At 68.4% G+C, this 21488-nt stretch carries 25 protein-coding genes; 9 read left to right on the forward strand and 16 right to left on the reverse strand.

What is annotated here, in order from left to right; genetic code table 11:
• The first annotated feature begins 84 nt into the window (after positions 1 to 84).
• On the forward strand, positions 85 to 822 hold the full coding sequence (locus tag G539_RS0104720) for an SDR family NAD(P)-dependent oxidoreductase (protein ID WP_029074180.1): 738 nt from the start codon (positions 85 to 87) through the stop codon (positions 820 to 822).
• 162 nt (positions 823 to 984) lie between these two features.
• Here G539_RS0104720 and G539_RS23680 read toward each other — a convergent pair whose 3' ends face one another.
• The 4 genes from G539_RS23680 to panB all read right to left on the reverse strand — a co-directional run bounded on the left by G539_RS23680 (position 985) and on the right by panB (position 5414).
• Complete coding sequence (locus G539_RS23680) at positions 985 to 2094, reverse strand: hydroxyacid dehydrogenase (RefSeq protein WP_051231078.1); 1110 nt, start codon at positions 2092 to 2094, stop codon at positions 985 to 987.
• A gap of 60 nt (positions 2095 to 2154) precedes the next feature.
• A complete protein-coding gene (gene der / locus G539_RS0104730; protein ID WP_029074181.1) occupies positions 2155 to 3567 on the reverse strand; it encodes a ribosome biogenesis GTPase Der in 1413 nt (470 codons plus the stop codon).
• 136 nt (positions 3568 to 3703) lie between these two features.
• Positions 3704 to 4381, reverse strand: coding sequence for a tetratricopeptide repeat protein (locus G539_RS0104735; protein ID WP_029074182.1), 678 nt, complete (start codon positions 4379 to 4381; stop codon positions 3704 to 3706).
• A gap of 214 nt (positions 4382 to 4595) precedes the next feature.
• On the reverse strand, positions 4596 to 5414 hold the full coding sequence (panB, locus tag G539_RS0104740; protein ID WP_029074183.1) for a 3-methyl-2-oxobutanoate hydroxymethyltransferase: 819 nt from the start codon (positions 5412 to 5414) through the stop codon (positions 4596 to 4598).
• A gap of 287 nt (positions 5415 to 5701) precedes the next feature.
• On the opposite strand from panB, the gene G539_RS0104745 reads away from it, so the two are divergent.
• Both G539_RS0104745 and G539_RS0104750 read left to right on the forward strand, forming a co-directional pair.
• A complete protein-coding gene (locus G539_RS0104745) occupies positions 5702 to 6151 on the forward strand; it encodes a L,D-transpeptidase (RefSeq protein WP_029074184.1) in 450 nt (149 codons plus the stop codon).
• Between the two features lie 166 nt (positions 6152 to 6317).
• Positions 6318 to 6794, forward strand: a complete 477-nt coding sequence (locus tag G539_RS0104750; RefSeq protein WP_029074185.1) for a L,D-transpeptidase — start codon at positions 6318 to 6320, stop codon at positions 6792 to 6794.
• Between the two features lie 43 nt (positions 6795 to 6837).
• Here G539_RS0104750 and G539_RS23685 read toward each other — a convergent pair whose 3' ends face one another.
• The 3 genes from G539_RS23685 to G539_RS0104765 form a co-directional block, all read right to left on the reverse strand.
• A complete protein-coding gene (locus G539_RS23685; protein WP_084639817.1) occupies positions 6838 to 7287 on the reverse strand; it encodes a nuclear transport factor 2 family protein in 450 nt (149 codons plus the stop codon).
• A 204-nt stretch (positions 7288 to 7491) separates the two neighbouring features.
• Complete coding sequence (locus tag G539_RS0104760) at positions 7492 to 8631, reverse strand: alpha-D-ribose 1-methylphosphonate 5-triphosphate diphosphatase (RefSeq protein WP_156911799.1); 1140 nt, start codon at positions 8629 to 8631, stop codon at positions 7492 to 7494.
• Entirely contained in the window at positions 8628 to 9323 is a 696-nt protein-coding gene (locus tag G539_RS0104765) for a DUF1045 domain-containing protein (RefSeq protein WP_029074187.1), read from the reverse strand. The genes G539_RS0104760 and G539_RS0104765 overlap by 4 nt, the downstream gene beginning before the upstream one ends.
• Before the next feature lie 210 nt (positions 9324 to 9533).
• On the opposite strand from G539_RS0104765, the gene G539_RS0104770 reads away from it, so the two are divergent.
• On the forward strand, positions 9534 to 9854 hold the full coding sequence (locus tag G539_RS0104770) for a hypothetical protein (RefSeq protein ID WP_029074188.1): 321 nt from the start codon (positions 9534 to 9536) through the stop codon (positions 9852 to 9854).
• A gap of 64 nt (positions 9855 to 9918) precedes the next feature.
• On the opposite strand, the gene G539_RS0104775 is transcribed toward G539_RS0104770, so the two are convergent.
• The 4 genes from G539_RS0104775 to G539_RS26040 form a co-directional block, all read right to left on the reverse strand.
• Positions 9919 to 11397 (reverse strand): MFS transporter, encoded by a 1479-nt coding sequence (locus G539_RS0104775; RefSeq protein ID WP_051231080.1) that lies wholly within the window; start codon positions 11395 to 11397, stop codon positions 9919 to 9921.
• A gap of 121 nt (positions 11398 to 11518) precedes the next feature.
• Positions 11519 to 11968, reverse strand: a complete 450-nt coding sequence (gene soxR, locus G539_RS0104780) for a redox-sensitive transcriptional activator SoxR (protein ID WP_029074190.1) — start codon at positions 11966 to 11968, stop codon at positions 11519 to 11521.
• Between the two features lie 159 nt (positions 11969 to 12127).
• On the reverse strand, positions 12128 to 12877 hold the full coding sequence (gene recO / locus G539_RS0104785; RefSeq protein ID WP_029074191.1) for a DNA repair protein RecO: 750 nt from the start codon (positions 12875 to 12877) through the stop codon (positions 12128 to 12130).
• A 332-nt stretch (positions 12878 to 13209) separates the two neighbouring features.
• Positions 13210 to 14493: a porin gene (locus G539_RS26040; RefSeq protein WP_051231081.1), complete on the reverse strand. Its 1284-nt coding sequence runs from the start codon at positions 14491 to 14493 to the stop codon at positions 13210 to 13212.
• 696 nt (positions 14494 to 15189) lie between these two features.
• Here G539_RS26040 and G539_RS0104795 point away from each other — a divergent pair.
• Complete coding sequence (locus tag G539_RS0104795; protein ID WP_029074193.1) at positions 15190 to 16359, forward strand: Mrp/NBP35 family ATP-binding protein; 1170 nt, start codon at positions 15190 to 15192, stop codon at positions 16357 to 16359.
• A gap of 64 nt (positions 16360 to 16423) precedes the next feature.
• Here G539_RS0104795 and G539_RS0104800 read toward each other — a convergent pair whose 3' ends face one another.
• Entirely contained in the window at positions 16424 to 17068 is a 645-nt protein-coding gene (locus G539_RS0104800; protein WP_029074194.1) for an NAD(P)-dependent oxidoreductase, read from the reverse strand.
• Positions 17069 to 17231: 163 nt separating this feature from the next.
• Between G539_RS0104800 and G539_RS0104805 the strand changes: the two genes are divergently transcribed.
• The gene (locus tag G539_RS0104805; protein WP_029074195.1) at positions 17232 to 17687 is read left to right on the forward strand and encodes a winged helix-turn-helix transcriptional regulator; all 456 of its coding nucleotides are present in this window, start codon (positions 17232 to 17234) and stop codon (positions 17685 to 17687) included.
• Positions 17688 to 17916: 229 nt separating this feature from the next.
• On the opposite strand, the gene G539_RS0104810 is transcribed toward G539_RS0104805, so the two are convergent.
• Together G539_RS0104810 and G539_RS0104815 are read right to left on the reverse strand one after the other, a co-directional pair.
• Positions 17917 to 18507, reverse strand: a complete 591-nt coding sequence (locus G539_RS0104810) for an NUDIX domain-containing protein (RefSeq protein ID WP_029074196.1) — start codon at positions 18505 to 18507, stop codon at positions 17917 to 17919.
• A 46-nt stretch (positions 18508 to 18553) separates the two neighbouring features.
• The gene (locus tag G539_RS0104815; protein ID WP_029074197.1) at positions 18554 to 19126 is read right to left on the reverse strand and encodes a TetR/AcrR family transcriptional regulator; all 573 of its coding nucleotides are present in this window, start codon (positions 19124 to 19126) and stop codon (positions 18554 to 18556) included.
• Between the two features lie 81 nt (positions 19127 to 19207).
• On the opposite strand from G539_RS0104815, the gene G539_RS0104820 reads away from it, so the two are divergent.
• On the forward strand, positions 19208 to 19639 hold the full coding sequence (locus tag G539_RS0104820) for a VOC family protein (protein WP_029074198.1): 432 nt from the start codon (positions 19208 to 19210) through the stop codon (positions 19637 to 19639).
• Here the strand turns inward: G539_RS0104820 and G539_RS23695 are convergent.
• Entirely contained in the window at positions 19606 to 20529 is a 924-nt protein-coding gene (locus tag G539_RS23695) for a LysR substrate-binding domain-containing protein (protein WP_051231082.1), read from the reverse strand. The two genes, G539_RS0104820 and G539_RS23695, sit on opposite strands and share 34 nt — an antisense overlap.
• 92 nt (positions 20530 to 20621) lie before the next feature.
• On the opposite strand from G539_RS23695, the gene G539_RS0104830 reads away from it, so the two are divergent.
• Together G539_RS0104830 and G539_RS0104835 are read left to right on the forward strand one after the other, a co-directional pair.
• Positions 20622 to 20819, forward strand: a complete 198-nt coding sequence (locus tag G539_RS0104830; RefSeq protein WP_029074199.1) for a hypothetical protein — start codon at positions 20622 to 20624, stop codon at positions 20817 to 20819.
• Between the two features lie 28 nt (positions 20820 to 20847).
• Positions 20848 to 21027 carry a hypothetical protein gene (locus G539_RS0104835; protein ID WP_029074200.1) on the forward strand — a complete coding sequence of 60 codons (180 nt, stop codon included), beginning with the start codon at positions 20848 to 20850 and terminating at the stop codon, positions 21025 to 21027.
• A gap of 136 nt (positions 21028 to 21163) precedes the next feature.
• Here the strand turns inward: G539_RS0104835 and G539_RS0104840 are convergent.
• Positions 21164 to 21488, reverse strand: a 325-nt coding sequence (locus G539_RS0104840) for a transposase (RefSeq protein WP_029074201.1), incomplete at its 5' end; no start/stop codon positions are given.

The following is a 21488-nucleotide window of genomic DNA, read 5'->3' on the forward strand; positions in this document are numbered from 1 at the left end:
TCTCCCAACGCCCCGTCCGGCGCCCAGGCGCCGGACCGCTAGCCCCGACCGGGCTCCCTCCCGAAGCTTGAATGGACTGACCCTGTGACCACTCCCGATCTCTCCGGCCGCATCGTCGTCGTCACCGGTGTCTCGCGCGGCATCGGCTGGAACGCGGCGCTCGCCATCGCCGAGGCTGGCGCGCATGTCGTCGCCATCGCCCGCACGGTCGGCGCGCTGGAGGAGCTGGACGACGCTATCCAGGCCAAGGGCGGCTCGGCCACGCTGGTGCCGCTCGACCTGAAGGATCTCGAGGCGATCGACCGGCTCGGCTACTCGATCTACGAGCGCTGGGGCAAGCTCGACGGCCTCGTCGGCAATGCCGGCCAGCTCGGCCTGATCACCCCGGTCTCTCACCTCGACCAGAAGGAGTGGGACACGGTGATGACGGTCAATGTGACCGCCAACTACCGCCTGATCCGCTCGCTCGATCCACTGCTGCGCCAGTCGGATGCCGGCCGCGCGCTGTTCCTGAGCTCGGGCGCCGCCGTCACCTGCCGGCCCTACTGGGGCGTCTACTCCGCCTCGAAGGCCGCCCTGGAAGCGCTCGTGCGCACCTATGCGGCGGAAATCGACTCCAGCACCGTCCGCGCCAACCTGTTCGATCCCGGCCCGTTGCGCACCCAGATGCGCGCCAAGGCACGCCCCGGCGAGGATCCGGAGACGCTCGAGCATCCGCGCGTCGTGGCGGCCGACATCGTCCGCATGATCGCGCCCGGTTTCACCGACAACGGCACGCGCTTCGAGTTTCCGACGCGCAACGTCACGCGGTTCCTGGCGTAGCGCGTGCGAATAGACGCCTCCGCCGTCATCCTGAGGTGCTTCGCTTCAGCGAAGCCTCGAAGGAGGGTCCAGCGGAGCGCTTCGACTGGCTGCGGCGGTCAGGTGAGCCCCATGAAAGGCGCTCCCTGGATCCTCCTTCGAGGCCCGGCTTTGCCGGGCGCCTCAGGATGACGGGCTGGGCTTTGCGAAGGGCTTAGCAACGAACGTGCGTGCCGGGAGACGGCGCCACGGATGCCGCGCAGGCGGTTCCCGTCGAACCGCCGTCCGCTCAGACGATCGAGACGCCCTGCAGACGCGGCAGCACCGCGCGGTTGACCAGCGGTCGACGAGGATCTCGCGCCGGGTGAACCAGTTCAGCACGTTCTCCGCCCCCATCACCGCGATGCGCTCCATCGTTGCCGCCGTCTCGGCGGCGATATGCGGGGTGATGATCGTGTTCGGCGCGGTGAGCAGCGGATTGCCGGGTTCCGGCGGCTCCTTCGCCAGCGTATCAAGCGCGGCGCCGCCGAGGCGTCCCGAGGCGAGCGCCTCGGCGACATCGGCCTCGTTCAGGAGCCCGCCGCGCGCCGTGTTGACGAGCAGCGCCCCCGGCTTCATCCGCGCGATGGTCTCGCGATCGAAGAAGCCGCGATTGGCTGTATTCATCGGGCAGTGCAGGCTGACGATATCGCTCTCGGCGAGGAGCCGTTCCAACGGCACGATGGCGAAGCCGGCCTGGGGTAAGACCGCCGCGCCGGGCCTGCCGGAGGCGATGACGCGCATCCCGAGCGCGCGGGCGATCTCGCCGACCCGACGGCCGATGCGCCCGAGCCCGACAATGCCGAGCGTCTGGCCGCGCAGCTCGGTCGCGACATAGCGGCCGCGATCCCAGATGCCCGCCTTCAGCCGACCGTCGAGGCGCACGACGTCGCGCCGGATCGCCAGGATCAGCGCGATCGCCATCTCCGCCGTCGCGTCGGCATTGGCGTCGCCAGCCGTCATCACCGGGATGTTCCGCGTCGTGGCGCCGGCGAGGTCGACGCTGTCGACCCCTGCCCCCATCTTCGAGATCATAGCGAGGCCCGGCGCGGCCTCGATCACGCCCGCGTCGAGCGGCGGGTTCGCCCGCACCAGGATGGCGTCGAACCGGCGCGCCGAAAGCGTCGCGACCATGCGGGCCCGGTCGATCGGGCCGCTCATCGTCTCGATCGTCGCGCCGATCGGCCGGAGGATCCGGGATGCCGGCTCCAGCAGATCATCGCCCGTCATCAGGACATGGATGGGCGGGCGCATGGCGTCGTTTCCTGATCTGTCGGCTGGACCGCCGGTCGAGTGCCCGGTCGGGTCGTGGGCCTACCGCTTCTTGGCCTTGTTCTCGAACGGGTTCTCGCCCTTGCGCAGCTGCAGGCGGAGCGGCACGGCGGTCAGCTTGAACGTCTCGCGAATGCCGTTCAGCAGATAGCGCGTGTACGCGTCCGGCAATGCCTCGGGGCGCGAGCAGAAGGCGACGAAGGTCGGCGGCCGCGCCTTGGGCTGCGTCATGTAGCGGAGCTTGACGCGGCGGCCCGACACGGCCGGCGGCGGATGGTGCTCGAGCACGCTCGCCAGCCAGCGGTTCAGCGCCGCCGTCGGGATGCGCCGGTTCCAGGCCTCGTAGACCTTGAGCAGGTCGCCCATCAGCTTGTCGATGCCGGAGCCGGTGAGGCCGGAGAGCGGCACCAGCGGCACGCCACGCACCTGCGGCAGCAGGCGCTCGGCCATCTCGCGCAGCTCCGCCATCTTGGCCTGGCGATCCTCGACCAGGTCCCACTTGTTGAGGCCGATCACCAGTGCCCTGCCCTCGCGGGCGACGAGATCGGCGATCTGCAGGTCCTGCTTCTCGAACGGGATGGTGACGTCGAGCATCAGCACGACAACCTCGGCGAAACGGATGGCGCGCAGCGTGTCGCCGACCGAGAGCTTCTCGAGCTTGGTCTCGACGCGCGCCTTCTTGCGCATGCCGGCCGTGTCGAACAGCTTGATCTGGCGGTCGCGCCAGGTCCAGTCGACCGAGATCGAATCGCGCGTGATGCCGGCCTCCGGGCCGACCAACAGGCGGTCCTCGCCCAGCATGGTGTTGATCAGGGTCGACTTGCCGGCGTTCGGCCGTCCGACGATGGCGACACGGATCGGACGCTTGATGTCGAGCGGAACCTCGACCTCCTCGCCGGTCTCCGGATCGACCCGGAGCGTCACGGGCGCGTCGTCGACATCGTCGAACAGGTCGTCCTCGTCACGCTCGAACGGCAGCAGCGCCGCGAAGAGATCCGCCATGCCCTCGCCGTGCTCGGCGGAGAGCGCGATCGGCTCGCCGAGGCCGAGGCCGTAGGCCTCCAGGACGCCGTTCTCGCCGAGCTTGCCCTCGGCCTTGTTGGCGACCAGCACCACCGGCTTGCCGACGCGGCGCAGCAGCTCGGCGAAATGCTCGTCGACCGGCGTGACGCCGACGCGGGCGTCGATCAGGAACAGCGAGACGTCGGCGTCCTCGATCGCCAGCTCGGTCTGGGCGCGCATGCGGCCCTCGAGGCTCTCGGGATCGGCGTCTTCGAGACCGGCGGTGTCGATGATCGTGAAGCGGAGATCGCCGATCCGGCCCTCGCCGGGCCGGCGGTCGCGCGTAACGCCCGGCGTGTCGTCGACGATCGCGATCTTCTGGCCGACGAGGCGGTTGAAGAGGGTCGACTTGCCGACATTGGGACGGCCAATGATGGCGACGGTGAAGGTCATGACAGGTTCGGCCCCAAATGACGTCGGGAAGCCGCGGCGTCCGCGACTTCCCGAAATTCTGCCACGTCCAGGTTCCGGCTAATACGCCCCGCGTGGCCCCGGAACGACGAAACGGTGAGGATCCGCTCTAGCTCGATCAGCTCTTGGCCGGTGCGGCCGGCGCGCCGATCTTGGAACGGATCAGGTCCAGCATCAGCTGGGTACGGCTCTGCATCGACTGCGGCGTCTCGGGATCGTCCGCGATCGACTGGAAATAGCCGCGCGCCGCCTCCAGGTCGCCGGTGCGCCAGGCCGTCAGGCCGAGCAGCTCGCGGGCGCTGTGGCGCCACGGATTGCCGGTCTCGGCGAGATCGCCGATGCGGCTCTTCATCTGGGCGAGATCGGCGGTGTCGACGACGAGCAGCGCGGCGCGGAGGCGCGCCATCTGCTGCAGCAGCGCCGGCGTGCCGGGCTTGGCGGCGATCGCATCGAAGGCCTTCACGGCCTCGTCGGTCTTCTTGGTGGCGGCGAGCTCGGAAGCCGCGCGGAAGCTGGCGAGCACCGGATAGCCGCCGCCGCCGGTCGTGGCGATCTCGTTCAGCGCCGTGATCGCCTCGTCATGCTTGTTCTCGCTGGCGAGCTTCAGCGCCGCGACGAAGCGGTCGCCCTCGGCCGCCGCCTGCTGCTCACGCCAATATTCCCAGCCGCGCCAGCCGCCGACGCCGACCACGATCAGCACCGCGACCAGAAGGACGTAGGGTCCGAAGCGCGCCCAAAGACGCTTCGCCTTCTCGCGGCGAAGGTCGTCTTCGACTTCGTGGAAAATATCGGTCATGCTTTTCTTTCCGGCTCCGGTCAGCGGCGCGCACCATAACGAAGCGCCCCTCGGCTGGCAAATCGATGCTCGCCGGCGCGGACGAGATTATCCACGCCGCGCGGCAGGGCGGAAAGTCCTTCCTTTTCCGTCCCCCGTCGATCGTGCCGACACGGATAGGCCGAGGCGCGAAAACCCGCGTTCCGACGCGCGTTCGTGGAGGTCGAAGCCGCTCCTAGACCTTCTTGGTGTAGGTGTTCTCGGGGGCCGGGAAGGCGCGCGTCTTCACCGCATCGGCATAGGCGGCGACCGATTCCTCGATCATCGCGCCGAGATTGCCGAACTTCTTCACGAATTTGGGCACGCGCGGCGACAGGCCCAGCATGTCCTCGAGGACGAGGATCTGGCCGTCGCAATCCGCCGACGCGCCGATGCCGATCGTCGGCACGGCGACCCTCTGCGTGATCTCGCGCGCCAGCGTGTCGATCACGCCCTCGACCACGATCGCGAAGGCGCCCGCCTCGGCGATCGCCTGGGCGTCGGCCATCACCGCGGCCGCGCTCTCGTCGTTCTTGCCCTGAACCTTGAAGCCGCCCATCGTGTTGATCGACTGCGGCGTCAGGCCGACATGGCCCATCACCGGAATGCCGCGCCGGGTCAGGAAGCGGACGGTCTCGGCCATGTGGACGCCGCCCTCCATCTTGATGGCGCCGCAGCCGGTTTCCTTCATGATCCGCGCGGCGGAGCGGAACGCCGCCTGCGGGCTCTCCTCGTAGGAGCCGAACGGCATGTCGACGACGACGAGGGCGCGCTTGGAGCCGCGCATCACCGCCTGGCCCTGCAGGATCATCATGTCGAGCGTCACGGGAACCGTGGTCTCGAGGCCGTGCATGACCATGCCGAGCGAATCGCCGACCAGCATGAAATCGACGTGCTGGTCCATGATCGAGGCGGTGTGGGCATGATAGGCGGTCAGCGAGACGATCGGCGTGCCACCCTTGCGGCTTCCGATATCGATCGCCGTCAGGCGACGGGTCTGGGCCACGACGGACATGAATGCTCTCCTCTCAAGGCAGGCGCCGCGGCCGGCTCCGGACACGACGGGCGGACGTCGCCCCCCTCTCGCCCGCGCGAGCCTTCCCGGGGCCACCCGACCGCGGCTTGCTAGCATGGTTCGCCCCGCCATTCGACCGAAACCCGACTTCCAATGCCTGCGCCGGCCGCAACCCTGCCCCTGCAACCACGCATGGGCAGGGCGGGTGTGATCCGCATTACCGGTTGTTCAGGATTATCTGCTAACCTTGCGGCAGGGTGATGGATCGTCTTCCGGAGTTCTCGCTCATGCGCCGCCCGCTCGCCGTGCCCGGACTGTCCCTGGCCGCCCTTGTCCTGGCGGCGATGCTCGGCCTCGCGCCGATCTCGGCCGAAGCCGCGCAGGTCGTCGCGCGGGTCGACCTCTCGTCGCAGCAGATGATCGTCTATGTCGACGGCCAGCCGCGCTACGACTGGCTCGTCTCGACCGCCCGGAAGGGCTATCGCACACCGGTCGGATCCTATCGGCCGAGCCGGATGCACAAGATGTGGTATTCGCGCAAATACGACCTGGCGCCGATGCCGAACGCCATCTTCTTCCGCGGCGGCTACGCGATCCACGGCACGCCGCATGTCCGCTCGCTCGGCCGCCCCGCCTCGCATGGCTGCATCCGCCTCGCTCCGGCCCATGCCCGCACGCTCTACCAGCTGGTCGGCCAGCGCGGCATGGCCAACACGCGCATCGTGATCACACGTTGAGAAAATCGTAGGGGCGCCCCCGGCATCCGTGACGAAGGTCACTGACTTCAACCCGGCCGCGCGCTAAGAAGAGCCTCAGGCTGCGCCGCCATCCCGCGCCGCGCCGATCCCAGCATCCTCCGGCCGCGCCTTTCCCGGCGCCGGCCCGCCGTCCGGAAGCCTCGCCATGTCCGTCCGCCTGTTCGGCCGCCTCGTCGCCCCCCTCGCCGTCGCCGCCGCGCTCGTCGCGCCGCCGGCCGCCAGCCAGGCCGGCTCGCTGTTCCCCGCCCCGGCCGGCGTCCGCGCCACGATCAGCCTCGCCAGGCAGCAGATGGACGTCGTGATCAACCGGGGCAACGGGGTCCGCGAAACCTACAGCTGGAAGGTGTCGACCGGTCGCAAGGGCTTCGAGACGCCGCCCGGCCAGTTCCGTCCCGACTACCTCGACGAGATGCACTATTCGTCGAAATACGAGAATGCGCCGATGCCCTATTCGGTGTTCTTCAACGACGGCATCGCCGTGCACGCGACCAGCGAGATCCGGCATCTAGGCCGGCCCGCCTCGCATGGCTGCGTCCGCCTCGACAAGGCGAACGCGGAGACGTTCTTCCGCGCCGTGGCCGAGGTCGGCATGATGCGCACGGCGATCTACGTCGAAAAATAGGCCGGCGCCCAAGTCTCGCGCCGACCCGCGACCCGGCCAACGTTCAATGCTTGGTCGGCGGCGTCACGAAGAGATAGGGCCGCGCCTCCGCCAGCTTCCAGCCAGCACCCTGCTTGCGCGCGAGCAGCACGACATGCACCTCGAGGGTGCCGGCGGCGCCGGCCTGCCCGCCGGAGATCTCGTGCGTCGCATCCACGAACGCCATGTCGCCGAGCGGCCGGACGCTGTCGATGGTGAAGTGGCTGTGCGATGCCTTCAGGATGGTCTGCATATCCGCGGCGATCACCCGCTGCACGCCAGCGGCTCCCGTTCCGATCATGCCGGACGGGCTGATGAGATTGCTGTCCTCGGCGAAGAGCGCCGCCGCCCCGCGGGCGTCGCCACGGTCCATGCAGGCGGCGAGCGTGTCGAGCAGCGGCTGAAGCTCGTCGGCGAGTTTTCGCACCGTCGGGGTCATCGCGGCATGCGGATGTGAAGTTTGATGCGTGGCCATGATCGGCCTCCCTGGCTGGCCGGGCGGTTCCGCCCGAACTTGCCAGCATAGGACGCCACCGCGTCCGCGACCGCGCACATCTGCGCGATCGGGCCGGCTCAAGCCGAGCCCCTTGTCGCCACACGGAAACAATGAAGAGCGCCAAGCCTCTGTTCCGCCGCGCTTTTCTCGTCGCGAACCGGTATCGGGCCCGCTCGCAAGGCCCTAGGAAACCCGGATGCCCTCGCGCCAGACGCTGCGCACCACCGGCACCCCGTCCCCGGCGCGCACGCGCACCAGGTCGGCGCGCAGCCCCGGCCGGATCGCGCCGCGATCCTCGAGCCCGACCGCCTCGGCCGGCGCGCGCGACACCAGCCGCACCGCTTGCGGCAGGCTGATCGCCGGCACCAGCTCTGGCAGGGCAAACACCGCGACCATCAGGCTGAACGGCACATAGTCCGACGACAGGATGTCGAGCTGACCAGCCTCGGCCAGCACGACGGCCGAGACATTGCCGGAATGCGAACCGCCCCGCACGAGATTGGGCGCGCCCATCAGCACGCGGATATCGGCGTCGCGCGACGCAGCCGCCGCCTCGATCGTGGTCGGGAACTCGGCGATCGAGACGCCATCGGCAGCCGCCTCGGCGACATGGGCCGATGTCGCGTCGTCGTGGCTCGCAACCGCGATCCCGCGCGGATGGCAGAGATCGACGATCTCGCGGCGATGCCGGGCCGAATATTGCTCTGCCTGGGCGATACGCTTCGACGCGAAGGCTTCATAGGCCGCGTCCGACATGCCCATCTTGCCCTGGTAGAAGGCGCGATAGCTGTCGAGGCTGGCGAACTGGCGCTGGCCCGGCGAATGGTCCATCAGCGAAACGAGCCGGACCGGCAGCACGTCGAGGAAGCCGGCGAGCCCGTCGAGCACGTCCGGCGCCGAGACCTCGCAGCGCAGGTGCAGCAGATGCTCGGCGCGCAGCCGCTCCTCGCGCTTGGCGACCTCGATCGCGCCGGCGAGCTGCTGCATTTCGGCCGTCGAGGTGCGGGCATCCTCGTCCATGCCGACCCGCAGCGCGTCGAACACGGTGGTGATGCCGGCGCCGGCGACCTGCGCATCATGCGACTGCACGGCCGCGATCGCGTTCCAGCGCACGCCGGGGCGCGGCGCGTAGTGGTTTTCGAGATGGTCGGTGTGAAGCTCGACGAAGCCGGGCACCAGGTGGTCGCCGCCGAAATCCTCGCCATGGCGGCTCGCGCCGCTGTCGAAATCCGCGATGAGCCCGTCACGCACGGCGAGGCTGCCCTCGATCACCTCGTCGTCGAGGACGATGCGGGCATTGGTGAAGATCTGCTCGCCCATCAGCCGGCGCCTCCCTGCATCATGGCCACGTGGCGGACAAGGAACGGCGCGCCACGCTCCGGCTCGACGAAAATCGCCAGCCGGTCCAGCACATAGGGCTTTCCGTCGAACTCGGCGAAATGCCGCTTCAGTTCCGCCTCCATCGCCTCGGCGTCCTCCTTCGGCACGCGGCCGGTCAGGGACATGTGGTAGCGGAACGCGTCGAACACGTAGGGATAGCCCCAGCGGATCAGATTGGTCTCCTCGTCCAGCGTCAGCCCGGCGGCGCGGCGGCGCGCGATGTCGGCCTCCGACAGCGGCGCGCGGAAGGGCTCGAAATCGGCGACGAGGCGGCCGGCGAGCGCATCAAGCGCATCGACGCGCTCGTTCGGCACAAGCGCGAAGAAGCGCCCGAGGCGGCGGATGACGAGCTCCGGCACCGTCACCGGCCCGGCGGTCGCCGCGACGGCCTCGAGGCTCTCGATCAGCGCGGCCTCGGTCTGGCCCTCGGCGAGGGTGAACGGCGCCTTCAGGGTGCCGTGGAAGCCATAGCGGGCGGGATCGGCGAGATAGGCCTCGATCGCCCCGCCGGAGAAGCCGTTGACCACCGGCAGCGGATGATCCGCGCCGGTGAACGCGTCGCGGCCGAGCCAGCGCGCCGCGGCGTCGGTCAGGGGATGGTCAGCGGAGGGCGTGGCGTAAATGGCGTAGCGCAAGGATGATCTCGACTATTGGCGTCCGAATCGCGGGCCGCCAGTCTAACCCGGCCCAGATGGCGGAACGGAGACAATGCCGCGGCCCCGCGATCACGAATTGTCGCGCGAAAGCAACGTTTCGGAAGCCATGGCATTGGAAAATTGCAACCGGAGAACGATATCCGGTCTATATACGCATCATCCAGCCGTTCGCTCGCATGAGGTTTCAAGATGAGCCTGACCAAGACCGCCTTCGGTTTCGTCGCCCTGGCGCTACTCGCCGCCCCGGCGGTGTTCTCGGCCTCGCCCGCGGCAGCCGTCAGCGCCAACGACTTCTCGACCAGCGGCATCGACTCCGGCCCGATCCCCGACTGGAAGGTGTTTGGCTTCGACCTTTCCAGCGTGCCGGACGATACCGCCTCGCTCGCCGCCTTCAAGGCATCGCTCTCGCCCTGGACCCAGCAGGCGATCTACAACCGCTGCCGCCAGGACATCGCGCTGAACCCGTTCCGCTATTCGCCCAAGGTTCGCGATTTCTGCTGGGCGCGCTGAGCCCGCGATTCGACCTTGTCGAGACGGAAAACGGCCCGGCGCGATGCGCCGGGCCGTTTCGCTTTCAGGTGACCGACAAGCGGCCGAGCCTCGCCGCCATCAGCACCGTCAGGACCGGCGCGACGGCGAACACGCCGGCGAGCCAAAGCGCCGCGCGCGACGCGCCGGCAATGCCGCCGGGATCGACGATGCCGGCGAAATTCGCCACCATGCCGGCGCCGGCCGTGCCGAAGGCGATGGCGAAGAGCTGCACCGTCGTCATGCCGCCGGTAGCGAGATCCTGTTCGGTCGGCGGCGCGAAGCGGTAGACCCGCGTCACCAGGCTCGGCCACGCCACGCCGATGCCGAAGCCGACGAGAACCAGCCCGACGCAGAGCGCGGCCAGAAGGCGGAGATCGCCAGCGCCGTGCACCGGCATGAAGAGCGCGAACAGCACCAGGCCGACCAGCACCATCAGCGGCCCGGCGACCAGCAGGCGCCCGCCATGCGCCTCCTGCCAGCGCGCGCTCGAAAGCGACCCGGCCGTCCAGCCGATCGACATCAGCGCCGCCAGCGCGCCGGCGAAGAGCGGCGACTGGCCATGCAGGACCTGCAGCAGGTACGGCACGAAGACTTCCGGCTGCATGCCGAGCATCAGGAAGGCGATCGTCAGATAGACCGCGCCAAGCGGCGTCGCCAGGCTGAACGATCCCGCCGGCAGCAGGCGGGCGCTCGCCCGCGCCTCGACGAGCGCGATCAGCCCGATCAACACGAGCGCAGCGGCGAGGCCGGCGAGATTCCAGGCCAGGCTCGTCGCGAGGCTGCCGGCCGAAACGGCCAGCACGGCGGCCGTCAGCAACACCAGCTGCGGCAGCGCGATCGCCGATCGCTCGTCACGATCCGGGCTGCGGCGCGGCAGCATGGCGAGTGCGATCGCCGCGAACAGCAGCGCCACCGGCACCAGCGACCAGAAGGCGGCGCGCCAGGCGCCATATTCGGCAAAGAGACCGCCGATGGCCGGACCGATCAGCGCTGCGATGCCGAACATCGCCGAGACCAGTCCGATGGCACGGCCCCAGAGCCGCGCCGGCAGCACCAGCCGCGTCAGGCCATAGGCCAGCGCATAGAGAAACCCGCCGCCGAGCCCCTGCACGCTGCGCCCGACCAGCATCACCGGCATGGAGGGCGCAAACGCGCAGACCAGCGTACCGCCCGCGAAGATCAGCGTCGCCGCCACATAGGCGCCGCGCGGCCCGGCCGATTGCAGCAGGCGGGCCGTCAGCGCGGCACCGAGGATCGACGCCACGACGAACAGCGTCGTCGTCCAGGCATAGAAATCGAGACCGCCGATTTCGGCCACCACGGTCGGCATCACCGTCGTCGCGATATAGATGTTGACGGCATGCAGCGTGACGCCGCCGGCCAACGCCAGCGCATAGACGCCATTGCGGCCGCCGAGCAGCTCGCCCCATCCGGCCGGAGCGGCCGCCGGCGCCGGCGCCACCACCACGAGCGCGGTTCCCGCCGCCTCGAACAGGCGCGGATCTTCCAGGTCTTCCTTCATATCGGCACTCCATCAGGCGATCGAATGTCGCCAGCCGACTCGGCTTATAGAACCTAAAGCATGGTTTAGGTCAAGCGCCCTGCCCCGGTCACCTCGGAAGCTCCGGCGACGCGGATCCCGATCAGGGTCGCGGCACCAGCCGGCGCGGTCCCGGTCCGTCCGCGCCCAGCGCATCGTCCGGATTGCGCAGGGGACATTCTTCCAGCGACAGGCAGCCGCAGCCGATGCAGCTCGAGATCTGGTCGCGCAATTGCATCAGCGCGAGGATGCGCGCTTCCAGCATGTCTCGCCAGGTTTCCGTGAAATGTCGCCAGTCGCGCGCGTTCGGCACGTGGTCATCCGGCAGGTCGGCCAGCGCCTCGCGGATGGCGACGAGCGGGATGCCGGCGCGCTGGGCGATGCGGATGATGGCGATGCGACGCAGCACGGCACGATGATAGCGACGCTGGTTGCCGGCCGTGCGCCAGCCAGCAATGAGGCCCTTCGCCTCGTAGAAATGCACGGTCGAGACCGCGACGCCACTGCGCCGCGCCACGTCGCCGACCGTCAGGACGTCGTTCTGAGCGCTCATCGAAACCTCGATCAATATCGAGGATAGTCTCGACCGGATCCACGAAATGAGCAAGCGGCCGGACCTTCCCCTGCTCCGCCATGCGGCCGCGATCTGGGAGACCGAGTGCCATCTCGCAGGGACGATGAAGATGGAGCACGCCGGATGGGCGCGCGGCCCTTACGCCGTCAGTGTGGCCAAACGATCGATCTGGCCGATGAATTCGCGGCGCGCGACCGGCTCGGCGAGGCCGCGCGGACGATAGACATGACGCGCGAGAAAATGCCCGGTCAGGCGGAACGCATCGCGCAGCTCCTCCGGGCCGCCATTCGAGGGGCCGCCGGTCAGGAACGGCGCGAGCGGCAGCAGGCGATCCTCGTAGCCGACCGCTCCCGCCCGACTGACGGCACGGCCGGATTTCGGCGAGACATAGGCGAGTTCGTCACGCGCGCCCGTCGCGGCGCAGGCGGACAATTCGAGGCCATAGCCGAGCTCCTCGAGCAACACGAGCTCGAAGCGGGCGATGAAGGCGGCTAGATCGAGGAGTTGCGGATGTTCGGTCGCGGCGACGAGATCGAGGACGGATTCCACGGCCGAATGCAGCGCCGGATGCGGCTCTCGCTCGGCCAGCAGGCGGAGATGACCGGTCAGCGTCTGCAAGGCGAAGATCGTGCCGGGATCGCCGATCAGTCGGGCGGCCCGACTGACCAGCGGCTCCACGGTGAAGAGCCCGAGATGTTCGTCGAGCCGGGCGCGCCAAGTGACGGCGACGCTGTTGCCCGGTTGCAGCACGGGCGCAAGCCGGCGCGACCGGCCGCCGCGCACGAGGCCGAGATGCCGCCCGCGCGCGGGCGTCATCAGCTCGAGCACGACACTCGTCTCGCCATGCAGGCGCACGCCCAGCACCAGGCCCTGATCGGTCCATTCCATCGGCGCATTCTAGCGGGTGCGAAGGGAAGATTCACGCATGGCGATGGGGCGACGGCCTTCCTGAGTATCTGGCTCATAACTTCCGGGACACCCTTCCTTCACCGCTCCCTGAGGCAGAGGTCGACGGCCGCTGGCCGGCGGGTGAGGGTTTACAGCCTCACCGGATGGTTCCCTAAACCCTCACCCGGAGCTTCGCTCCGACCTCTCCCTCAGGGAGAGGTGAAGGAACCTGCCACCGCGCGGCCAATCCGAAGCCAAAAGCGCATGCCTGAAAACGAAAAGGCCCGGCGGATTTCTCCGCCGGGCCTCGTGTCACTCAATCGAGCCTGGGATTACCAGGAGCGCTTCAGGAACAGGTTGAACGTCCAGCCATTGCCGTCGGCGTTGTTGTCGGAGTCGAAATCGTCCGTGAGGTCGATGTCCGTGTAGAAGACGTCGCCGACGATGTCGAGGCCCTTGACCGGGGTGTAGGCGGTGGTGAAGCCAACGCGCCAGGCGTCGAGGGTGGTCCCGTCCATGAAGTCCGAGCCATCATAGCTGGCATAGCCGCCCGAGAGCGACGACCACAGCTGCGGGGTCCAAACATGCTTGTACGAAGCCAGGGCCGACCAGCTCGAACCCGGAAGAGCGCTTGCAACAGCGTTCAGACCGACGCCAGCGAAGCCCGCCACAGAGGTACCGCCGGCGATGCCGGTGTACGAGTTGGCGTCGTCGCCATAGGCAGCCGACACGAAGAAGCGGTCGCCGGCCGAGAAGCTGTCGAGAGCGATCTCGAGACCACCGCCGACTGCCCAGCCGGAGTCGCCATCGAGAATGCCGTTGGCGTAGTCAGCCGTAACCGCCTGGTTGGTGTAGGCGGCAGCGACCTTGGCCGAGAAGATGCCCGAAGCGTAGGTGACAGCACCGACGACGTCCGGAACGTTGTCCGTCTCGAGGTCGTAGCCGACAAAACCAAAGTCCGGGTCATTGACGACGCCGTTGGCGAACTGGCCACGGTCACGGCTGTCTTCGACCGAGATCGCCAGACCGAAGCCGTTGACGGCGTAGGTCAGCTGGATGTGGTCGACGGTCGAGTCCGAACCGAACATGCCGGTGTCGTTATAGCCACGGCCGAAGTCGAACAGCGACGTGAAGTAACCAGCCTTGAGCGGACCGAGCTCGAGGTAGGCGCTGTCGACGTAAGCCGACTTCGTCGTGTTGTTCAGGTACTGATCGATCGTCTGGCCGCTGTTGCCCGGCGAATTGCTGGTGGCAGCGCGGAAGTCGAGGAAGCCGGTCAGGTTACCGTATTCGGTGACCGACGAAGCCGTCAGCTGGACCGAGGCTTCCGTGTAGAAGTTGCCCCAGTTGCTGTCCGGATAGGCGCCGTTGAAGCGGATCGGGTCGCCATTGCGCTTGTAGAGGTCCGAACGGTCGCCGAACGACGTGCCGAACTTGACGTAGCCGCCGACCTTGATGCAGGTGTCGGTGCCGGGGGAGTAGAAGAAGCCCGTGCCGAAAGCGTCGCAGACCTTCACGTAGTCGACCGGCTCGGCGACCGTGAGATCCGCCGCCTGAGCGCTGCCAGCCACGAGCATGGCGGCCGCAGAGCCGAGGAGAAGGGTCTTAAAGTTCATATCCTGACCTCCAAAAAGGTAAAACCAGGAGAGTATTCCATTCTTCTCGTCGCTATCGAGTAGACCCTTTCGGATCACCCCTTCTCGCTAGCTCGTATGAAGTCCGTCCTAATCCCCGTTTCAGCCCCATCTACTTTTTATTGACCCCCACCCCAGGGTGGCCGGCAGATGTGGCCGGAATCTCTTCTCGTGATTCCGTGAGTTGGATCATAGCGAAAGCGTGATCGGGCGCTATGACAGAAATGCCACACAGCATGGCTTCCGTGTGACGCCTGTGGTTAAGGCCTCGTTAAGAACTGAGCCGACAGCCCCCGGCTAGAGACTTGTTTTCATTCGACTATCGGGGCAATCGATCGGACCGCCGAGGATCCCCGCATTTGCTGGGGCGCGCGCCGCGCCAGCCCGTTGCGCTGATATCCCGGCCTTCGCAGCGCCGGATTCGCGCCTGATTCCACGCTCGAAATGTGACGCACCGCCCCGACCGCGCAGGGCGCTTCGCGATCGGATGCGCAGCCTTGCGGCCCCGCCTCCCGGCTTCCGGCCCAGTAGTCTTGCGCCACTCCTCTTGCGCCGGGATTCGACGGCCAACCGGACCTGGGCGAGCGACCGGTCCGCGCTTCGGCGCGAAACCGGTGCGCCGGCGCGCCGGCTGTGCTTTAAGGGCGGGCGCCACCACAAGAAGAAGGACACGCCGCCATGACCGCCCTCGACCAAGAGAGGATCCTCGCCAGCCTCCGCGCCGTCGCCGGCCCGGACGGCACGGGCGACATCGTCGGCCTCGGGCTCGTCTCCGACATCCTGATCAATGGCGGCAAGGTGATGTTCTCGATCACCGTCGACGCGGCGCGCGCGCATGAGATGGAGCCATTGCGGGCGAAGGCAGCCGCCGCCGTGAACGCGATCGACGGCGTCGAGAGCACGCTCGTCATCCTGACCGCCGAGCGCAGGGGAAACAGCATGGCGACCTCGGCGCCGCCGCCCCGGCCGGCGCCGGCTCGCGCCCACGCCCATTCCTCACCCGCCGCCCATCCGCCGCGCCCGGCGCCGCAGCCGGGCTCGTCGGCCAAGCCCGGCATTCCCGGCGTCGGCGCGATCATCGCCGTCGCTTCCGGCAAGGGCGGCGTCGGCAAGTCGACCACGGCGGTCAACCTGGCGCTCGGCCTTCTCGCCAACGGGCTGAAGGTCGGCCTGCTCGACGCCGATATCTATGGCCCGTCGGTGCCGCGCCTGCTCGGCCTTTCCGGCCGGCCCGAGGCGATCGAGGGCCGGACGCTGAAGCCGATGGAGGCCTATGGGCTGAAGGCGATGTCGATGGGCTTCCTCGTCGAGGAGGAGACGCCGATGATCTGGCGCGGGCCGATGGTGATGTCGGCTCTGACGCAGATGCTGCGCGAGGTCGCCTGGGCGCCGCTCGACGTGCTCATCGTCGACATGCCGCCCGGCACGGGCGACGCGCAGCTCACCATGGCGCAGCAGGTGCCGCTCGCCGGCGCCGTCATCGTCTCGACGCCGCAGGACCTGGCGCTGATCGATGCGCGCAAGGGCCTCGCCATGTTCAGGAAGGTCGACGTGCCCGTCCTCGGCATCGTCGAGAACATGAGCTATTTCATCGCCCCGGATACGGGCAAGCGCTACGACATCTTCGGCCATGGCGGCGCGGAGCGCGAGGCGGCCCGGCTTGGTGTGCCGTTCCTCGGCGCCGTGCCGATCGAAATGGTGATCCGCGAGACGTCGGATGCCGGCAAGCCGGTCGTGGCGACCGATCCGGACGGCCCGCATGCGGCGATCTACAAGGCGATCGCCACCAAGGTCTGGGAAAACGCGAAGGGCGGCGCCCGCCCGGCGCCGGCGATCGTCATCGAATAGGGCGGCGGCCCCTTATAGGCAGTTCAGGCCGTCCGGATCGCTCCGGACGGCCTTTTCTTTCTTGTCAGACGCCGACGGTGAAGCGCTGGCGGACATGGCGGCGCTGCTCCACCTCGTCGACGATCGCGACCGCGAGGTCGGCGAGCGCGACATGCGAGGTTCCGGTGGCCGGGTCGACGACGGGGTTGTCGGCGCCAAGCCGGTAGCGGCCGGTGCGCGGTGCCTCCGGCTCGATGATCGCGGCCGGCGACAGGAAGGTCCAGTCGAGCACCGTCTCCTTGCGGATCGCGTTCAAGCCGTCGCGCGCCGCCTTCGCGCCCGCGCGCCACGCTTCCGGGAATTCCGGCAGGTCGACCGCCTGCACGCCGGGCGAAACCTCGAGGCTGCCGGCGCCGCCGACGACGAGCAGCGACACGCCGGCCTGCTTCGCGCCCGCGACGATCGCCGCCGCGCCCTTCACATAGTCCTTGTAGATATCGGGATTGGTCCAGCCGGGGTTGTAGGCGCTGACGACATAGTCATATCCCGCGACAAGCTTCGCCACGGCATCGGCGTCGCGCACGTCGCCGGCGATGCGGGCGAGGCCCGGGGCGTCTGCGAGCTTTTCCGGATGGCGGGCGATGGCGCCGACCTGATGGCCACGCGCCAAGGCCTCGGCGACGACGGCCTGTCCCACGAAACCGGTCGCGCCGATCACTGCAATCTTCATGGTCTCGAACCTTTTCGTTGCCGGCTCGTCTTGCGGCCGGATTCGGCTTTGAGGCGGTTACGAACGAGAACTAGGCACTTGAACTGCATGCGTGAAGAGCGCATCTGTGGCGTACCTAGGCACAGCGCGGGAACCGCCCCGGCGCCACCCGATGGAGCCGAACATGCCGAAAACAGCGGAAAAGCTTGATTTTGGGGGCACCGGCCCCTTGCCGCCGCGCACGAGCGGTACGGCGCCGGTGAACGGTCCGTTCGCTGGAATCGACCTGTTGCCGGCGGAGCAGTGCCCGGTCCGCAACGTGCTCGACCGTCTCGGCGACGCGTGGAGCTATCTCGTCGTGCTGCAGCTGACCGGCGGGGCGATGCGCTTCAACGCGCTGAAGCGGGCCGTCGACGGCATCTCGCAGCGCATGCTGACCGTGACCCTGCGCAACCTAGAGCGCGACGGCCTGGTCCAGCGCACCGTCTTCCCGACGACACCGCCGCAAGTGGAATACAGGCTGACCGAACTCGGCCATTCGCTGGCCGAGCCGATGGCCGTGCTGACGCGCTGGGCGAGTTCGCATCACGACGCAATCCGCGCCTCCCGCCGGAGCTATGACGCCGCCGGCAAGCCTTGAATGAAGGCCGATACGTTGGAACGTTCTCCTTTCACCTCTCCCTGAGGGAGAGGTCGACGCACGGAGTGCGGCGGGTGAGGGTTTACGGCCTCTCCGGATGGTTCCCTAAACCCTCACCCGGAGCTTCGCTTCGACCTCTCCCTGAGGGAGAGGCAAGGGGCGACACCAGCGGCGGTGTCAGACTCGCGCGTCGCATGACGGGCCAGAGCGCGAGGCCAGAAGGCGGCGCTCACGCCCTGAGCAGCCCCTTCAGCGCGGCGTGCTGGATCAGCATGATCGTCTTGGCGTCGCAAATGCGGCCGTCGTCGATCATGGCGAGCGCCTCGTCGAAGGGAAGTTCCAGCACCTCGATATCCTCGCCCTCGTGCTCGTGACCGCCGCCGTCGCCGGTGCGGTCGCCGGGGCTGTAGCGCGCGACGAAGAAGTGCACCTGCTCGACGACGCTGCCCGGCGACATGAACGAGACCATGACGCGGCGCGGCGCCTCGAGCGTGACGCCCAGTTCCTCCTCCGCCTCCTTCTTGATGCAGGTGACGGGGTCGTCGGCGTCGAGCAGTCCGGCGCAGGCTTCGATCAGCGGCTCCGCATGGCCGCGGACAAAGGCCGGATAGCGGAACTGCCGGATCAGCAGGATGGTGCCGCGATCGGGATCGTAGGGCAGCACGGTGGCGCCGTCGCCGCGATCATAGGTTTCGCGGACCTGCTCCTGCCAGGTGCCATCGGAGCGGCGATAGTCGAAGACGTTCCTGTGCAGCCGGCCCCAATTGTCCGAAAGCAGCGTGCGCTCCTTCTCGCGGACCCGGTCCTTCCAATCGGTCATGTGATCTTCTTCCTGACAGTCGGCCCGACGCGGTCCCAGCCGCGCCTCACGCCACCAGACGCCTTATAAGTTCCGCCAGCGCCGCTTCATAGGCGGGGCGATCGCCGCCGGCGTCGATGGCCAGCGCCGCACGATCGAAGGCGGCCGAGACCAGGTCGCCGAGCGCATCGGCCCCGGCGCCGGCCAGGCCGGCGTCGGAAAGTCCCTCGCGCAGGGTGCGCACCGCATGCGCCTCGTCGAGCGCGCGCGTCTCGGCGAGGCCGAGCACGGAAGGCGCCTCGATCAGCAACAGCCGGGTCCGGCCGGGCGCGGCCATGGCGTCGAGATAGGCGCGGCTTCCCGCCAGCAGCGCGTCGACCGGCAGATCGGCAGCGGGCGCCGCGGCGGTCTCGATCTCCATTGCCACCTGTCGCGCCTCCCCTTCCGCCACGGCGCGGAAGAGATCGCGCTTGTCGCGAAAATGGTGATAGAGCGCGCCGCGCGTGATGCCGGCCGCCGCGACGATCTCGGGCGTCGCCGTCTCGGCATAGCCCTTCTCCACGAACAGCGCCCGCGCCGCCGCGATCAGCGCGGCGCGGGTCTTCTCGGTGCGATCCTGATTGCTGCGCGACGATTGCATACATACAGCCTGTATGTTAATGAAGAGAAACATGCAGACTGTATGTCAATTCAGGGAGCCCGCAAAGCCATGGAGACCCCGATGAAGATCACCAGCTACTATCCCGTCATCATGACGCGCGACGTCGCCGGCACGGCGTCCTTCTACCAGGCGCATTTCGGCTTCGTGCCGCTGTTCGAAAGCGACTGGTACGTGCACCTGCAATCGGCGGCCGACCCGGCCATCAATCTCGCCGTCCTCGACGGATCGCACGAGACGATCCCGCCGGTCGGGCGCGGCACGGCCACGGGCCTGCTGCTCAATTTCGAGGTCGAGGACGTCGACGCCGAGCATGCGCGCCTCAAGGCGGCCGGGCTGCCCATGCTGCTGGAGCTTCGCGACGAGGCGTTCGGCCAGCGCCATTTCATCACCGCCGATCCGAACGGCGTGCTGATCGACGTGATCAAGCCGATCCCGCCGAACGCCGAATTCGCAGCAGCCTATGCGGAAAGCGCCCTGCCCGGCCCAGGCTGAGGCGGCCCGCCGGACGACAGCGCCATCTCGCGCATCAGCCAGTCATGGAAGAGCCGCACCTTGCGGCTCCTCCTTTTCGCCTCCGTGGTCATGAACCAGTAGGCGAGATCGGTCTTCGCCTCCGCCGCGAAGGGCCGCACCAGGCGACCGGCGTCAAGCGCGTCCTGCACCACCATCGGCCAGGCCAGCATCACCCCCTGCCCCGACAGCGCCGCCTCGAGCGCCAGGATCGGATCGGTGAAGGACGGCCCGGCGAGCTTCGGCATCGGCGCGTTCGCGGCGCGGAACCACGCCGCCCAGTCGACCATCGTGCCCTCGTCGATGACGACAGGGACACGACCGAGATCGGCCGGCGTCCTCAGCGCGTCGCGCCAGTCCGGCGCGCAGACCGGAAAGAAGGGCTGCGGCAGCAGCTTTTCCGCCACGACGCCGGTCCAGCCGCCCGGGCCGAGCCGGATCGCGCAGTCGACGTCACTGCGCGCCAGATCGACCAACTGCGCCGTGGCGACGAAACGGATCTCGATATCCGGGTTCTCGCGCGTGAAACGGCCGAGGCGCTGCACCAGCCAGCGCGCCGCGAAGGTCGGCGCCGTGGTGATGGTCAGCATGCCGCGCCGGTCGCCCTCGATCACCGAAACCGCTTCGGCGACCTGTCGGAACCCGGCCGAGAGCAGCGGCAGCGCCGCCTCGAGCGCCGGCGTCGGCGTCAGGCCGCGCGGCGTGCGCTCGAACAGCACGACGCCCAGTCGCGCCTCGGCGCGGCGGATGTGCTGGCTGACCGCGCCCGGCGTCACGCCGAGCTCGGCGGCAGCGGCCGAAAGCGTGCCGCCGCGCGCGACGATTTCTATAGCCCGCAATGCGTTCAGCGGCACCTTAAAGGGATCAGCCATGCAGATTTTCTAAAGTGTGACCGAGATCATGTCGATACCGCTGCGATCGGTTTAGGACCATGCTGCCTCGACGTCAGCCGAGGAGACGAACCATGACGATCCAAGGGCTTCTCAAGGCCATCATCGACTGGGCGGTCGAACCGGTCCCGGCCGCCGACAACGAGAATGATTCGCCGGAGTCCACACTCTGGACACGAAGCCTGCGTGAACTGGCGGACCTGCCGATCGGCCCCGAGCCGAGCGGCGTCGAGCCGGACGAGGAACCGGAACGACGGAGCCGCTGCGCCTGAGCGCGGCGGCCGTAGAGGAGAAATGACGATGTCCAGCCGAGCCAAGACCCCGCGCCCCAGCGCCGCGGCGCTGCGCGAGGAGGCACTGCGCAGCCAGTACAAGGCACTCAACCGCTGGCTCGCCGCCGCCGTGCTGCACGCCCGGCCGACACCGCAGTCGCAGATGACGATGTCGACGACGTCGTCCCGCGACGCGGAAATGGAATAGCTGGGCTTCGGTCCTCCCGTCATCCCCGCGAAGTCAGGGACCCACCTGCGGCGCACCGTCGTGTCAATCGGGGGCGCCCCCTGGACCCTCCTTCGAGGCCCGGCTTCGCCGGGCACCTCAGAATCCGGCCCATAATTCAACATCGGGCTTGGCTGAGGCGCCTGACGAGGAGTTTGATGCAGGCGATCATCAGCCAAGCGTGGGCGCTGGCGATGGTCGCCTCATAGTCTTTCGCCAGCCTGCGGTTGCGTCCCAGCCAGGCGAAGGTGCGCTCCACGACCCAGCGTCGTGGCAGCAGTTGAAAGCCTTTCGTGCCGGCCGGCCGCTGCACGATCTCGATGTTCCAGGGGCCGCAATCGGCGACCGCGCCGAGCAGCTTCGGGCCCCGATAGACCCGGTCCGCCAAGATGTGTCGCAGCGGGCTTTCGGCGGCCAGCGCCTGCAGCAGCGAGACGGCGCCG

Origin of the sequence: Kaistia adipata DSM 17808 (assembly GCF_000423225.1) — a bacterium.
In the GTDB taxonomy this organism is placed as follows: Bacteria; Pseudomonadota; Alphaproteobacteria; order Rhizobiales; family Kaistiaceae; genus Kaistia; species Kaistia adipata.